At 58.5% G+C, this 15,323-nt stretch carries 13 protein-coding genes; 8 read left to right on the forward strand and 5 right to left on the reverse strand.

Annotated elements, in window-relative coordinates:
• Positions 1-105: 105 nt before the first annotated feature.
• Entirely contained in the window at positions 106-1,221 is a 1,116-nt protein-coding gene (locus AABB29_RS07985) for a polysaccharide biosynthesis/export family protein (protein ID WP_373636867.1), read from the forward strand.
• Here the strand turns inward: AABB29_RS07985 and AABB29_RS07990 are convergent.
• A complete protein-coding gene (locus AABB29_RS07990; protein WP_341367438.1) occupies positions 1,213-3,375 on the reverse strand; it encodes a calcium-binding protein in 2,163 nt (720 codons plus the stop codon). The genes AABB29_RS07985 and AABB29_RS07990 overlap by 9 nt on opposite strands.
• 293 nt (positions 3,376-3,668) lie before the next feature.
• Here AABB29_RS07990 and AABB29_RS07995 point away from each other — a divergent pair, with 293 nt between their 5' ends.
• Entirely contained in the window at positions 3,669-5,042 is a 1,374-nt protein-coding gene (locus tag AABB29_RS07995; protein WP_341367437.1) for a phosphomannomutase, read from the forward strand.
• On the opposite strand, the gene AABB29_RS08000 is transcribed toward AABB29_RS07995, so the two are convergent.
• Positions 5,039-6,046: an NAD-dependent epimerase/dehydratase family protein gene (locus tag AABB29_RS08000; protein ID WP_341367436.1), complete on the reverse strand. Its 1,008-nt coding sequence runs from the start codon at positions 6,044-6,046 to the stop codon at positions 5,039-5,041. The genes AABB29_RS07995 and AABB29_RS08000 overlap by 4 nt on opposite strands.
• 101 nt (positions 6,047-6,147) lie before the next feature.
• Here AABB29_RS08000 and mutL point away from each other — a divergent pair, with 101 nt between their 5' ends.
• Together mutL and AABB29_RS08010 are read left to right on the forward strand one after the other, a co-directional pair.
• Entirely contained in the window at positions 6,148-7,971 is a 1,824-nt protein-coding gene (gene mutL, locus AABB29_RS08005; protein WP_341367435.1) for a DNA mismatch repair endonuclease MutL, read from the forward strand.
• Positions 7,968-9,206, forward strand: a complete 1,239-nt coding sequence (locus AABB29_RS08010; protein WP_341367434.1) for a DNA recombination protein RmuC — start codon at positions 7,968-7,970, stop codon at positions 9,204-9,206. Before mutL ends, AABB29_RS08010 begins: the two co-directional genes overlap by 4 nt.
• Here AABB29_RS08010 and AABB29_RS08015 read toward each other — a convergent pair.
• From AABB29_RS08015 to AABB29_RS08025, 3 genes are all read right to left on the reverse strand, one after another.
• Positions 9,203-9,889, reverse strand: coding sequence for a YARHG domain-containing protein (locus AABB29_RS08015; RefSeq protein WP_341367433.1), 687 nt, complete (start codon positions 9,887-9,889; stop codon positions 9,203-9,205). The two genes, AABB29_RS08010 and AABB29_RS08015, sit on opposite strands and share 4 nt — an antisense overlap.
• A gap of 145 nt (positions 9,890-10,034) precedes the next feature.
• Positions 10,035-10,685 carry a ChrR family anti-sigma-E factor gene (locus tag AABB29_RS08020; RefSeq protein WP_341367432.1) on the reverse strand — a complete coding sequence of 217 codons (651 nt, stop codon included), beginning with the start codon at positions 10,683-10,685 and terminating at the stop codon, positions 10,035-10,037.
• Between the two features lie 8 nt (positions 10,686-10,693).
• Positions 10,694-11,350: a sigma-70 family RNA polymerase sigma factor gene (locus tag AABB29_RS08025; RefSeq protein ID WP_373636908.1), complete on the reverse strand. Its 657-nt coding sequence runs from the start codon at positions 11,348-11,350 to the stop codon at positions 10,694-10,696.
• Positions 11,351-11,474: 124 nt separating this feature from the next.
• On the opposite strand from AABB29_RS08025, the gene AABB29_RS08030 reads away from it, so the two are divergent.
• Genes AABB29_RS08030 through AABB29_RS08045 form a run of 4 tightly spaced genes read left to right on the forward strand, consistent with a single transcriptional unit; the run spans position 11,475 to position 15,323 of the window.
• Positions 11,475-12,776 (forward strand): FAD-dependent oxidoreductase, encoded by a 1,302-nt coding sequence (locus tag AABB29_RS08030; protein WP_341367431.1) that lies wholly within the window; start codon positions 11,475-11,477, stop codon positions 12,774-12,776.
• The gene (locus tag AABB29_RS08035; protein ID WP_341367430.1) at positions 12,773-13,525 is read left to right on the forward strand and encodes a DUF1365 domain-containing protein; all 753 of its coding nucleotides are present in this window, start codon (positions 12,773-12,775) and stop codon (positions 13,523-13,525) included. Before AABB29_RS08030 ends, AABB29_RS08035 begins: the two co-directional genes overlap by 4 nt.
• Positions 13,522-14,751, forward strand: coding sequence for an MFS transporter (locus AABB29_RS08040; RefSeq protein WP_341367429.1), 1,230 nt, complete (start codon positions 13,522-13,524; stop codon positions 14,749-14,751). Before AABB29_RS08035 ends, AABB29_RS08040 begins: the two co-directional genes overlap by 4 nt.
• Positions 14,751-15,323: a DUF3833 domain-containing protein gene (locus AABB29_RS08045; RefSeq protein ID WP_341367428.1), complete on the forward strand. Its 573-nt coding sequence runs from the start codon at positions 14,751-14,753 to the stop codon at positions 15,321-15,323. The genes AABB29_RS08040 and AABB29_RS08045 overlap by 1 nt, the downstream gene beginning before the upstream one ends.

The raw sequence follows: 15,323 nt of genomic DNA on the forward strand, positions 1-15,323 counted from the left end.
GTATGTGGTCTGTGCGCAAAACAGACGCCCCACATAATCAGCCAGTTGGTGTTCCACATCTGCACCGTGTAAATTGCCCGCACGCTGCCAAAGGAATCACTCGGTTTGAAATTATTTCGTATCGTCGCGCCCCTGTTATGTGTTGCTGTTGCGGGTTGCGGTCTTCCGCGCGGCGCTGGTTTTCAGTCTGAAGTCTTAGCCGCTTCAAATGCGGGCAACCGCGAAGAGGGCGAACCGGCCGTCTATGATTTCGAGGTCTATGAGGTCACCCGCGAAACCTTGCCGCTGCTGCAATCCTGGCCACGCAGTGACGTGCAATCCTACCCTTGGATCGCGGCGCAAGAACAACCGGCATCGCTGATTATCGCGGCGGGCGACCGGGTACAGCTGACGATCTGGGATGCTGAGGAAAATTCACTGCTGGCCGGAACCGGGCAACGTCAGACTGCCCTGCAGGAAACGCAGGTCAGCACGACGGGCCGGATTTTTGTGCCCTATATCGGCGAATTGCGGATCGCGGGCATGTCCCCCGACACGGCCCGCGCCCGGATCGAAGAAGAGCTGGTGCGCACAATTCCTTCGGTTCAGGTGCAGCTGAATGTTGAGCCGGGGCGCCTGAATACCGCCAATCTGGTTGCAGGTGTGAATGGCACGGGCCTTTATGAATTGCCCGACCGGAATTTCAAACTGCTTGATCTGCTTTCGATGGGCGGCGGGGTGGATGGGTCGCTGTTGAACCCGCATCTCCGCCTGATCCGGGACGGGCGGACCTATGGTGTGCCTTATGACCGTCTTTTGAAGGAACCCGGACTAAACGCGACCGTTCGCGGCGGTGACCGGATCATCGTTTTGGGCGACGAACGGCAGTTCATTTCGCTGGGCGCCACCGGGGTGGAAGCTGTGCATGACTTCACCAAGCAAGACCTGTCCGCGCTTGAGGCCATGGCGATTATCGGCGGTGTCTCGGACGGGCGCGCGAACCCTGAAGGCATTCTGATCATGCGGGAATATGACCTGTCAGAGATCCGTACTGATCAAAGCGGTCCACCGCGTGATCGGGTGGTCTTTGTCATCGATCTGACTTCGGCGGATGGTCTGTTCTCGGCCGGGAATTTCATGTTGCAGGACAATGATTTGGTCTACGGCACCGAAAGCGCGCTTGGCGCGGCATTGACGGCCGTGAATGTGTATTCGACTGTGTCGAGCTTTGTTTCAGAATAAAGCCATGTCATCGGCCAGCGTGCTGAAATCATCAACGCCATAGATTTCAAGGACATTCCCGTCTTCAAGATCAATGGTGACGGTGGTGCCGTCAACGCTGCCGTAAACCATCAGGACATCCGCAGCCGAGGTCAGGCCAGTCCAAAGCGATCCATCCAATGTGATCGTATCAAGCCCTTGCTCAAAATCCTCAATCACATCTTCGCCGCCGTTGAAGATAAAAGTATCCGCACCGGCGCCGCCCATCAAAAGATCGTTCCCGGTGCCGCCATCCAGAACATCGTCGCCCGCGCCGCCCAGAATGATATCCGCGCCCGCTTCGCCCATCAGCGTATCGTTGCCGCCGCGCCCCAACAGGGTGTCATCGCCGCTACCACCATGGACCATATCGTCGCCGCTGCCTGACATGACAACATCGTCCTCGTCGCTGCCATCGATCTGGTCGGCGGCAGCGCCGCCACTGATCGCGCCAGCCGTGTCCGCTACCGGGCTGGTGCCCGTCAACGCATCGCGCAAAACATCCAGATTGCCAGACGCCAGTACAGCGGTGCCGGTCAGCATGGATGTATCGCCGCTGTCATCGGCAGGCAAAGGATCACCTGGGTTTGGATCAATGGGCGGTGTTGCTGGGCCGGGATAGCCCGGCTCAATCTCTTGGGGCAGGCGCAGCCCACCAATCAGGTCTGCATTGTCCAGATTGCGATAATCAATCGGCCCACCATCGGCGCTGAGCACGATCAGGGTTTCATTACCGTACCGAATTTCCATACCGTCTTCGCGCAGGCTGATCGTGAGCTGGCTGATGTCGCGCAGCATTGGCCAAAGCGACAAAACAATCTGATCCTCACCCACGGTGAAATCGGTGATGGTGTCGATCTCATCATCTGCTGACAGGATAAATACATCTGCACCTGCCCCGCCGGTCATGATGTCGCTGCCAAGCCCATCGCGGATGATATCCGCACCGGCGCCGCCACTGATATCATCATCGCCATCATGACCCTGAAGCGTGTCATTGCCGGCGCCGCCCACCAGCACACCGCCCGCCAATGTTGCGGTTGCAGTAATGCCCGCTGTGCCCGTGCTATAATGCAATTGGGTCACACCTGTTTCGCTGCTGCTGGCCACATAGATATCCAGCCCATCATCGCGCCCGGTGGCCGCGATGGCGCTGATGTTATCAAGACCCATATCAACCGTGTCTTCGATATGGGCCTGGGCCACCAGATGTCCGCCCTCCATCAGCACAAAGATAGACAGACCATCATCAGCGCCGCCGGCGATGACATAGGTGCGCCCGTTATGTTCAATGACCTCAATGGCGGTGACGCCTGAAAACCTTGTGCCCAACGTGTCGATCAGATGTTCGCGAATGATCAGGCTGCCGTCATCGCCGATTTCCATAACGCTCAGGCTGCTGCTGCCCGCCGAGGCCAGAACAACAAAGCTGCTATCACCGACAGTCGCGGTTTCCATTGCCGTTGGGGCGGTGATCCAAAGACCGTCATCATTGCCGAGACTTTCAGCAGCGCTCAGGCTGCCGTCACTGCCAACGGCCCAGCTGGTGATCCCGTTCTGCGTACCGCTGGCGCTGATCAGAAATGTCTGCCCATCAACAATGACGCTGGCCATGGTACTGATCGCGGCGGTGTAGGTATCGGCGACGGCAGGCACGGCACTATAGCCCTGCAGATTGCCTGCGGCGTCAAAATCCAACCGGGTGATCCCGTTTTGCCCGGCAATCGTGCCATAGGTCACCTGTGCACCGCTGCCCAGGGTCACGGTAATCCCGTTCTGGAAACCAGCCGCGGTGCCAAGCCCGGTGGCGGGGTCAAAGCTGCCATCGCTGCTCAGCGTGATCGTCTGCATCTCGCCCGACACAGCGCCGCCTACCAGCAGGCCGGTTTCGCCATCAATCGTGACAGGCATCAGGCTGCTGGTGCCGCCGGGCAAATCGCCCCCCTCAAAGGCCACCGTATCAATCAGATCAAGTGTGCCGCCTTCGATCTCCCAGCTGCTGAGAACGCCGTCGAAGCGGGTGGTGCTGAGCAAAACATCCGTGCCACCGACATTGACGATCTCAAGATCGGTGATCAGCGAATATTCTAAATCAGCTTCCGCTGTGATGTAGTTTATGAACGAAATCTCGTGCATTAATAGTTGCCCCCAAAAACTACGAACAGGTTTGCAGGACCGCTACGGTATGGTCATGATCGAAATAGGGCTAACTTACGGTTCTTATTGCAGAATTCACTCAACAGAAGGGGGTATTTGCAGCATATGCAAACCTTTTTTGTCTTTTAACCTTTGTGAATTTTCCTCGTAAGCGTGACGAATTAGTCGCGTAAATGCGACGAATTTGAACGGTATTTAGAACGATTTCTGAATGATTGATGAACACACCAAGGCCGCGTTAGAGTAAGGTCAGGTTTTCTAAGGATATATCGATGCCACCCAAGTTCGGCACCAGTGGTCTGCGCGGTCTTGTGACCGAGCTTACGACCGATTGCGTCACGCGTTATATCACCGCGTTTGTACAATCCTGCGAGACGGGAACGGGGCTTTTCATCGCGCATGATTTGCGCAATTCCTCGCCTGGGCTAGCCGAAACTGTTGCAAAAGCGGCCTGCGATTTGGGCGTGGACGTCACATTATGTGGCCCCGTGCCCACCCCGGCGCTTGCCTTGGTCGCAATTGAGGCAGGCGCCGCGGCCGTTATGGTCACAGGCAGCCATATCCCCGCAGACCGCAATGGGCTTAAATTTTATACCCCCCAAGGCGAGATTTCCAAAGTTGAGGAGACCGCGATCCTGACCGCATTAGATCAGTCCCCCGAACCGGCCAAACCGGGTGTGATCCACCGGGATGACAGCGCGGCTCAGGCCTATATCGCCCGTTATACCGGCGCTTTCGGGCAGGCTTTGCGGGGGCTGCGCATCGGCCTTTACGCCCACAGTGCGGTCGGGCGCGATTTGATGGCCCAGCTGCTGGGCGATTTGGGCGCCGAGGTGATGACCTTGGGCCATTCTGATGTGTTTGTGCCCGTCGATACCGAAGCGGTTCCGGCCGATATTCGCGCGCAATTCATAGAATGGGCCGGCGCATATCGGTGCGATGCGATTGTCTCAACCGATGGTGACGGGGACAGACCAATGCTGGCGGATGAAAACGGGGCGATCATCCCCGGTGACCTGATGGGCCAAATCACCGCCGCCGCGCTGGGCGCCCGCCGGGTTGTCACGCCGATCTCATCAAATACGGGGGTTTTTCGTAGCGGTTTTGCGCAGGTCTTATCAACCAAGATCGGCTCGCCCTTTGTGATCGCGGGTATGGCGCAGCTGGGCGGCGACGTGGTTGGGTATGAGGCAAATGGCGGCTTTCTGCTTGGTTTTGAAGGCGCGGGGCCGACTGGGCCGCTTCCGCCCTTGATGACGCGCGACGCGGTACTGCCCCTGATCGCGACCTTGACCGCCAGCCGCGGCGGCGGTCTGGCGGCGCGCGCGGCCGCCGAACCGGCACGGTTCACCGCCGCTGACCGGCTGCAAGAGGTGCCTGTCACCCGCTCTCAAGCCCTGGTGCAGCGTTTGACGGCAGATACAGATGCGCGCGACCAATTCGTGGCCGGGCTGGGCGGCGTAGCCTCGGATATCAACACGCTCGATGGGCTGCGGATGACATTGGATGATGGCCGGATCATCCATTTGCGCCCCTCCGGCAACGCCCCGGAACTGCGGCTATATGTAGAGGCAGGAACCCCGGAAGACGCGGCGCGCACGCTGAAATCAGGGCTGGCACAAATGGCCAAAGCGGTTGCGGTTTAACGGGCGGCGTTCGCTGCTGCAACCTGCGCCTCGGCCTCAGCGGGCATCCCGCAGATCAGCGGATGATCCCGGCGCGCCCGGTCCCAGCCAAGCACGGACAGCACTGTTTCAGCCAGGGCGCGCGTGACAAGCCCCGCTTTTTGCGCCTTGGCGGTTGAAACATTCAGCATCTGCGCAAAGGCCGGATCATCGGGCAAGATCAGCGGCAAATCGGTCCAATGCCGTTGCCCTGCTGCGGTGAAGGCCGCAAGGGGAAGATATGTGATCGCCACATCTTTGCCCGTCTGGCCCAGAATCCCGGCCAGCATCGTGGCAAAACCCATCGGCTGCCCGGTCAGGTGAAACGTGTCGCAATTCTGGGCTGCCGTCGCCTTTAGCAGAAAAGCGGCGGCGTCCCGGACATCGATGATCTGCATGTTCCGATCTTCGGGTCCCGGCACATAGGCAAGGCCATCCCGGTCTAAACGGCGCACCCACCATGTGAAGCGGTCGGTGTAATCCTGCGGCCCCACGATCAGACCTAGCCGAATATGCGTGCAGCGCCCGGCAAATGCATCTTCTGCCGCCAGCTCGCATGACCGTTTAAGCCGCCCGTAAGCTGCACCATAAGGATCGGCCTTGCCGCGCAACGCAGCGGGCACGGCATCTGCCAATGCCAAATCCGCGTCGGTCGCAGGCGGGGCATGGGCACTTTCGTCAAATTGCGGCACGGTCATCTGATCATAAACGGAAATGGACGACACCAGGCAATAATGCACGCAGCCCACGGCCTGCGCCAATTGGCGCACCATGTCCGGGGCGTAGGCACAGGTATCGATCACTGCATCAAACTGGCCGGACAGATCCGGCAATGGGGCAGTGCGATCGGCAATCAGGCTTTGGGCACCCTTAGCCACGTTACGACCCGAGCGGGTCATGACCGTCACATGATGCCCGGCCGCAACCGCTGCCTCGGCCGTGGCTTTTCCCAGAAAACCGGTGCCGCCTACAATCAAAATACGCATATCATGCCTCCTATTTATGTAAGTGTGTACTTACATAATGGAAAGATCAAGCTTGTTTTCACCCTCGCAGAATCGGGCAAAGCCATGCTAGAACTTGTGGCATGGCAATCGCAGACCCCCAGATAAAGGCGCCCCCGGTGATCCGGCAGCTTGATGACGCCGCAATCAACCGGATTGCAGCCGGCGAAGTGCTTGAGCGGCCTGCCTCTGCCGTCAAAGAGCTGGTCGAGAACAGCATCGACGCCGGGGCGGCCCGGATTGAGATTGATATCGCCGATGGCGGCAAGACGCTGATCCGTGTGACCGATGATGGCTGCGGGATTGCGCCGGATGACTTGCCAATGGCGTTGTCGCGGCACGCGACCTCAAAAATTGATGGCTCTGACCTTTTGAACATCACCTCATTCGGGTTCCGGGGCGAGGCGCTGCCATCGCTTGGGGCTGTGGGTCGTTTGACCATCACCTCGCGCGCCGCAGGCGAAGAGGCTGCGATGATCAGCGTTGCGGGCGGCAGTGCCGCGCCGGTCCGGCCCGCCGCCCTGTCTGGCGGCACCGTCATCACCCTGCGCGATATGTTCTACGCCACCCCCGCCCGGCTGAAATTCCTGCGCACGGACCGCGCGGAAAGCCAGGCCATTGGCGATGTCGTCAAACGACTGGCCATGGCAGAGCCTTTCGTGACCTTCATCCTGCGCGATACCTCAAACGGGGATCAGCGCACGACCTTTCGGGCGGACGCGGAAACCGGCGATCTATTTGATGCGCTGCACGGGCGGCTGCGCACAATTCTGGGCCGCGATTTCGCGGACAATGCGCTGCGTCTCGACACCCAACGCGAGGGGTTTCACCTGACCGGCTATGCGGCTCTGCCCACATATTCGCGCGGCGCTGCGGTGGCGCAGTTCCTGTTCGTGAACGGCCGCCCTGTGCGGGACAAGATGCTGCTGGGCGCGTTACGGGCGGCCTATATGGACGTGCTGTCGCGGGACAGGCATCCGGTGGCGGCCTTATTCGTGGATTGCGACCCCACGCTTGTGGACGTCAACGTGCATCCGGCCAAGTCCGAGGTCCGCTTTCGCGATCCCGGCACCGTGCGCGGCTTGATCGTCTCAGGCCTGCGCCACGCGCTGGCCGAGGCTGGGCATCGCGCGTCAACCACCGTGGCCGATGCGACTCTTGGCGCGATGCAACCGCAAAAGCCCAGCGCCCCAATTTATCAAATGGATCGGCCCAGTTTCAGCGCCCGCTCAATGACATTTCAGGCGCAGGCGCCCCAGATGCAGCCCGGCTTTAACGAGGCGCCATCGGCCCGGATTGAACCGGTGGAGGAGAACGCGCAGGATCATCTGCCCCTTGGCGCCGCACGCGCGCAGGTGCATGAAAACTACATCATCGCGCAGACCGAAACCGGGATCGTGATCGTCGATCAGCACGCTGCCCATGAACGGTTGGTTTATGAAAAGCTCAAAACCCAGATGGCCGAAAATGGTGTCGCTGCGCAGGCGCTTTTGATCCCTGAAATCGTTGAGATGACCGAAGCAGAAGCGGCGCATTTGATGAGCATCGCAGATGATCTGGCCAAGCTTGGACTGACATTGGAACCCTTTGGCGGCGGGGCGATTGCTGTGCGCGAAACCCCCGCCATTCTGGGCGAGGTGAACGCCCAAGCCATGCTGCGCGACATTCTTGATGAGCTCGCCGATCAAGGTGAAAGCGCCAGTGTCAAAGCCCAGATCGACGCGATCCTCAGCCGGGTTGCCTGCCATGGCTCAATCCGGTCGGGGCGGCGGATGCAGGGCCCCGAGATGAACGCCCTTCTGCGCGAGATGGAGGCGACCCCCCTGTCAGGTCAATGCAATCACGGGCGGCCGACCTATGTGGAACTGCAACTGTCCGATATTGAGCGGTTGTTCGGGCGCACATGATTCAGATTGGCGACCAAAGCTATGCATTTGATGACCCGGCAGTGATCGGCACTGGGCTGGCTGCGCTGATCGCGCTGCTGATCGTGATCCTGCTGATCATCACAGTCCGGCGGGCAGGGCGTTCGACGCAGACGGCGGAATATGTGGCCGGGCAGATGGGGCGGCTGGCCCAGGATATCGGGGTGCTGAACCAAGGGCAGCACACGCTGGCAGGCAGCATCAAGACCGTCAGCGAACAGCAGGCCAGCGGGCAGTCTCAGGTTTTGCAAAACATGGAACAGCGGCTGGCCGAAGTGCGCCAGCAAATGACCGATCAGTTGCATGAAAGCCAGCGGCGGTCCGCATTGGCGATGGCCGAGATGCAGGACAAGATGAAGGAAAGCCTGACGGGGTCATCCGAAAAGACAACCAAAAGCCTGACCGAATTGCAGGAGCGGCTGGCGACCATCGACAAGGCGCAGACGAATATCGAAAAGCTGTCAGGTGACGTGCTGTCCTTGCAAGACATCCTGTCGAACAAACAGACACGCGGGGCATTTGGGGAAATCCAACTGCAGGATATCGTGTCCAAGGCGCTGCCCGCCGATAGTTATTCCTGGCAGGCGACATTATCCAACGGCAAGCGGCCCGATTGTCTGGTGCATCTGCCCAATCCTCCGGGGCCGATTGTGATCGACGCCAAATTCCCGCTGGAGGCCTATGAACTGCTCATGGCGGCCGAAACGAAACCCGACCGGGAACGCGCGCTCAGCGCATTTGGGGCCGCGATCAAAACCCATATCAAAAAGATATCCGAGGATTATCTGATCGAAGGGGAAACTGCCGACGGGGCTTTGATGTTCTTGCCGTCCGAGGCAGTCTATGCCGAATTGCACGCGCGCCTGCCCGAAGTGGTCCGCTTTGGGTTTGCGCAACGGGTCTGGATCGTGTCACCGACGACATGCATGGCAACGCTGAACACGATGCGGGCCATATTGAAAGATGCGCGGATGCGCGAACAAACCGGCGCGATCCGCAAAGAACTTAGCCTGCTTGGCGGCGATGTGGATCGGCTGGTGACGCGGGTCGGCAATCTTGACCGGCATTTTGGGCAGGCGGCGAAAGATATCGAAGATATCAAAATATCAGCCGAAAAAGCGGGTAAACGCGCGCATCGGCTGGATAATTTCGATTTTGCAGAAATCGCGCCCGAGGCTGACGCAACAATCGTGCCACTAACGCGGCCCAAAGACTAGCCCGCGATCCGCCCGCAAACGCCGCCCGTGTCAAGCGGCGCCAGATATTCTGAGTGGGGCAGAAACAGCCAGCCGACCACGCCGGGTCCATCATCATTTTGCACATGGCCAAACACCCAGCCCCGGCTGCCGGGAAACGCACCTTCGTCGTAAAAAATTTCAAAAAGTGAAGCGAGCGTTTCGTCTTGCAGCAAGATATCATGCTGAAAACGCAGATCACCTCCGGGGCGCCAGGCGCCAAGCACGCGGGCATTGCGATCAGGCGCGGCAAAAACGGTTTCGGCTTCACCTACACGGTCCATGCAGGAAAATTCGTTCAGGGAATCAGCAGGTTCAGGCGGCTGCACATCCAGATCCAGGCGCAGGGCCAAATCAAGGCGGGGATCGGTGGGCCACCGGATTGTTTGAAACTGGGGCTGATCTGTATCCACCCGGCAGCTTCGATCCGCTTCCTGCGCGAGAATTCGGTTTACCATGATGGTTGCCTGGGCCCCCACAGCAGGCGAGCTGGTCGTGCAATCGGCATTGTCAAAAACGGCCTGTCCAAGCGGGCTGGAAAAGCAATAGCCCGCGCTACTAGCCATGGCATTACGCGCAAACCACAGCTCTTCGCAGGCTGCATCGCTTTGGGCCATCAGCAGATTGGGTAGCAACATGAACAGTAATAGAAACCGAACCATCATCCCTTCCTTTCAGCATGCAGCATAGCAACAGCGGATCGCGCCACATAGCACGCAGGTTAGGTTTATCGGTTTAGGCGGAAAAAGCCCCGGGTTTTGCCCGGGGCCTTGCCAAAAAAGCAGGCTTTTGCTGGTTAGGGTGCTGACCCTAGATGCCCACAAAACGCTGTGCGATACGGGGCATCAAGCCGGTAAAGCGCAATGGGGCGTCAGTTGCTGCCAGACAGATGCAATCAGCACCTTCTTCGGCCACGGGTGTGTGATGCAGGTCTTCATTGGCCACTTCGATATCGCCAGCAGCGAACCGGTCGGTTTCATCGACAAACGCGCCCTGCAGGACCAACGTCAGTTCGGTGCCGCGATGGCCATGGTCCGGCACCGCCGTACCTGCGGGAATGCGCAACAGGCGGACCGTTGCATCGCCATCCGTATTCAGGATCATCTGGCTGACACCGCCACCGACTTTGCGCCATTTCACATCTTTCAAATCCCCACCAACATAATCGGCCAAGGGGGCGGGAAAGACGCCGCCGGCGGCTTGCTTGCGTGCAATTGGCGGGGCGCTGTGACCGCTTTCAATCAAAGCCATGGTCGCGGCCAGGGAATCGGCTGCCATATCGACCGGCGAGGCGCCCATCATGACTTCACCGCCCACAGCTTCATATTCGGCCAAAGCGGCGCGGCAAGTGTCGCACATCGAAATATGCGAGGCGACAACGAGGCTAAACGCCTCGGGCAGCGTGCCCGCAGCATAGCCCATCAACAAAGGCTCGGTCAGGTGATGCTTAATCTGTTTCATTTCACTCATCATGTCATTGCGTGGCGCAAGCGGTCCAGCGCCAGTCTTATTCGCGATTTGATCGTGCCCAATGGCAGTCCGGTCTCAGCTGCGATTTCGCTATGGCTGAGATCGCCGAAATAGGCCTTCTCAATCAGTTTCCGTTGCTCAGGGGGCAATTTTGAAATCGCCTCGCCCAGTTGTTCCGTTTCTTGTTGCAAGCCCAGCGCCTCGGCCTGTTCCGGTTCGGCCTCGGGGCCCCATGGCAAATCTTCTGGTTCAGGCCGGCGCTGTTTGCGCAGCATGTCGATGTTCCGGTTCCGGGCGATGGTGAATATCCATGTAGATACGCTCGCCTTCGTCGGGTCGAACAAATGGGCCTTGTTCCATAAGGTCGCCATGACCTCTTGCGTACACTCCTCTGCCAGCTCCGGGCTGGCCCCTGATTTCATCAAAAACGACTTCACGCGCGGGGCGAAATAACCAAAGATTTCAGCAAAAGCTGCTTTATCTTTGTGATCGCGGACCGCTTCGACCTGGATGATCCAGGCCTTGCGCTTCGACGTTTCTTCAATCGTCACCTTCTGTGCCCCCGGCTTGCGAAAACCTCGCGCTTTCAACCCGTTATAGGCTGAAACCTGACGCGATGCATCCGTTTTCGGCAACACTTGTGTTTCGTTCAACATACAGTGTTTACGGGCATGTGCGGGGATTGGATCACCCGCTATGACATTTTTCTTATGATCCGCCATCGCGTGCCCTGCGTAAGAAAAGCAATACACCAAAAGACACATCGGAAAGACGATCTTCATGCCATTTGAAACTGCAACGAACCGGCCACGCAAAATCGCAGTGATCGGGGCCGGGATATCTGGCATGGGGGCAGCGCATGCGTTGTCAAAAGACCACCACGTCGTCTTGTTCGAGGCGGAACGACGCCTGGGGGGGCATGCGCGCACCCGCTTTGCCGGGCCCAATAATGATCAGGCGGTCGATACCGGATTTATCGTCTTTAATGATGCCAATTACCCAAACCTGACAGCACTGTTTGATCATCTGGACGTGCCGATTGTCGACAGTAACATGAGCTTTGGTGCCTCATTCAATGGCGGCGAGATGGAATATGCGCTGCAGGACCTAAATTCACTTTTCGCAACGCGCAGCAACATCGTGAACCCGAAATTTTACCGGATGTTGCGCGATCTGATCCGGTTCAACCGCGATGGGCTGGCGGCAAGTCAAAACGACGAAAGCCTGACCGTCGGCGGCTTGATGAAAAAGCTACGGCTGAGCGATTACTTTCGCGATCACTACCTGCTGCCCTTCTCCGGCGCGATCTGGTCCACGCCCAAGGAAAAGATACTCGACTTCCCCGCCTATGCCATGATGCGGTTTTTCGACAATCACGCATTGCTCAGCGCGTCGGGGCAGCATCAATGGTACACGGTTGATGGCGGCTCGCATCAATATGTGACCCGGCTTGAGGCCGATATGCGCAAACGGGGCATCGATATGCGGCTCGGCGCGCCGATCCAAGGGGTGCGCCGTGACCCGTTTGGGGCAGATGTCCGCGCAATCGGTGGTGATTGGGAACGGTTTGATGAGGTGGTCTTTGCCACCCATTCCGACGACACACTGGCGATCCTGTCCGATGCGACGCAATCCGAAAAAGACGTGCTTGGCGCTGTGCGCTACCAGCCAAACCGGATTGTCCTGCATTCAGACACTTCCGTTATGCCCAAGCGGCGGCAGGTCTGGTCATCCTGGACCTATACCGAAGACAACCAACGCAACGCGCAAGAGATCGACCTGACCTATTGGATGAACTCACTGCAGCCGTGGCTGAAGGGGCAGGATTTCATGGTGACCCTGAACAGCAAACGGCCTATCCGCGAAGATCTGATCTGGGATGAGGTCACGCTGCGTCATCCGGTCTATGATCTGGCCGCGCTGAAAGCCCAGCAGGATGCGGCCGCCATGAACGGCTCAAACCGGACATGGTTCTGTGGGGCCTGGATGAAAAACGGCTTCCACGAAGACGGGCTGTCCAGCGCGCTGGATGTGGTGCACGCGCTGAACGCGGCCGAACATCTGGACATCGCAGCAGAGTGACCCAGCCCATCCATCATATCGCAGGCGAGACGTATCACGGCAGGCGCGGGGCAACCAAAAACGCCTTTCGGTATTCCATCGACTATGTACTGCTGGACGCCGAAAGCGCGCCCAAAACGCCGCGTCTTTTTGGACGCAACGGTGGGGGCCTGATGTCGCTGCATGACAGCGACCATGGCGGTCCGCCGAAAGAGGGGCGCGGCGCGGCTTGGGTGCGCGACATTTTGCAGGCGCATGACATTCCGGCCCCGGCCCGGATTGAACTATTGGCCCAACCACGGGTGCTGGGGCATGTGTTCAACCCGGTGTCTTTCTGGCTGTGCTATGATGATGCGCTGACCACCGTGATTGCCGAAGTAACCAATACTTTTGGCGATCGGCATTCCTATCTTTGCAGACATGATGATGGGCGGGCGATCACAAAGGCAGATACAATCGCGGCCAAGAAACTGATGCATGTTTCGCCTTTTCAGCCAATGGAAGGCGGATATGTGTTTCGATTTGATATTTCTGCAGATGATATCAATATTTGGATCGACTATAGCTGCGGACAAGGCGGGCTGATTGCAACGCTCAAGGGCGCGCGCAAGCCGATCACGAATGGCTCTATCCTGCGGGCGTTGTTCCGGCGGCCACTGGGGTCACGCCGGGTGCTGACCTTGATCCATTGGCAAGCACTGAAGCTTTGGATGAAAGGGGTGCGCTACCGGCCGCAACCGGCCCCACCGGCGGAAGAGGTCAGCAGATGAAAGCCCTGGCTGAGCGGCTGCCGGCCTATACCGGCTTTGCCGCTGTGCTGGCCGGGGCGGGCCTGCCGATTTATATCTACGCACCAAAATATTATGCGGATACTTACGGGGTCAGCCTGACAGCGCTGGGCGCGGTTCTGTTTGGGTTGCGGCTGATCGATGTGGTGCAGGACCCGGTTCTTGGCTGGCTGAGCGAGCGGCTGAACCGCAGCAAAAAGCAGATCATCACAGCCGTTGCGGGGCTGCTGGCCCTGTCCATGATCGGACTTTTTGCGGTCAGACCGCCGGTCGATCCACTCTGGTGGTTCGGGATCACGATCACCGGGCTTTTCACGGCCTTCAGCTTCCTTTCGATCAATTTCTACGCGCAAGGGATCAGCAAGGCTGGCAACGACCCGCAAGGGCATATGCGCCTGGCGGCATGGCGCGAAAGCGGGGCGTTATTGGGGGTCTGCATCGCGGCGGTAATCCCAACGGCATTGGCCGGAATGGTCGCGGCACCTTTTGCGGCGTTTGCCTATGGCTTTGCCGCCGTGACCCTGATCGCCGCGGTTTTCATGTGGCCCGAATGGAAAGAGCAGGCCAGCCCAGAGCCATCATATATCAAAGATATCCTGCGTGACCGGACCGCCCGCAAACTACTGATCCTGGCGCTGATCAACGCAGCACCGCTGGCTGTCTCATCCACGCTTTTTCTATTCTATGTCGAAAGCAAATTGCAGGCGGCAGGCTGGGAAGGGGGGCTTTTGGTCCTGTTCTTTCTGGCAGCGGCCGTGTCATCGCCGCTGTGGTCAATGTTGGCGCGGCACTTTGGGGCAAAGCCTGTTTTGATCACCGCCATGGTCCTGGCCGTTGCGTCATTTGGCTACACGCTCACTTTATCTGCGGGGGATGTGATCCCTTTCGCGATTGTCTGCGTATTAAGTGGAGCAACGATCGGGGCAGACCTGACACTTTTGCCTGCGATGTTTGCAAAACGCATGTCCGTCATCTCGCCCAATGGGGGGCAAGGCTTTGGGCTTTGGAACCTGGTGAACAAATTCACCCTGGCTTTCGCGGCAGTGCTTTTGCTGCCGCTTCTGGAACGATCCGGCTTTGTGGCAGGGCAATCTGATTTGCCGCCCGAGGCGATAACCATGCTGACGGTGCTTTACGCGCTGGTGCCGTCGCTTTTGAAACTTGTGGCAATCGGCCTGCTGTTTGCTACCAAATTCGAGGACGATTGATGTCTGTTTTGACGTACATCCTGATCGGTGCGGCCTTGATGGGGTTGGCATTTTTCTTGAAGATCCGCTTTGCATCTTTTGGAGCGCAGACACCGGATGATTATGCCGACGGGCCCACATTTGACATCCGTGAACGCTTTAACGGGCCGATCCAATGCGAGGGCGTGATTTACGGACCAACGGGGCGGGTCTCATCCCGTTTCGTCGCTGATTTTGAGGCCTCATGGGAAGGCAATATCGGCACCATGGTCGAAAAGTTTCACTATGACAGCGGGCAGGTGCAAGACCGTGTCTGGACGCTGACCCTTGGCAATGATGGCCGTATTCGCGCCGAAGCCCCGGATCTGGTCGCCCCCGGCCATGGCCAACAAAGCGGGTCAGCGGTTCTGCTGAAATACCGTATCAAATTGACGTCAGAGGCTGGCGGTCACGCACTGGATGTTACAGATTGGATGTATCTGATGGCCAACGGGTCGATCATGAACCGCAGCCAGTTCCGTAAATTCGGGATCAAAGTTGCCGAATTGGTCGCCACGATGCGCCCCAAAGACAAAACCTACGCAGGAGAATAA

It is taken from the genome of Yoonia sp. BS5-3 (genome assembly GCF_038069655.2).
In the GTDB taxonomy this organism is placed as follows: domain Bacteria; phylum Pseudomonadota; class Alphaproteobacteria; order Rhodobacterales; family Rhodobacteraceae; genus Yoonia; species Yoonia phaeophyticola.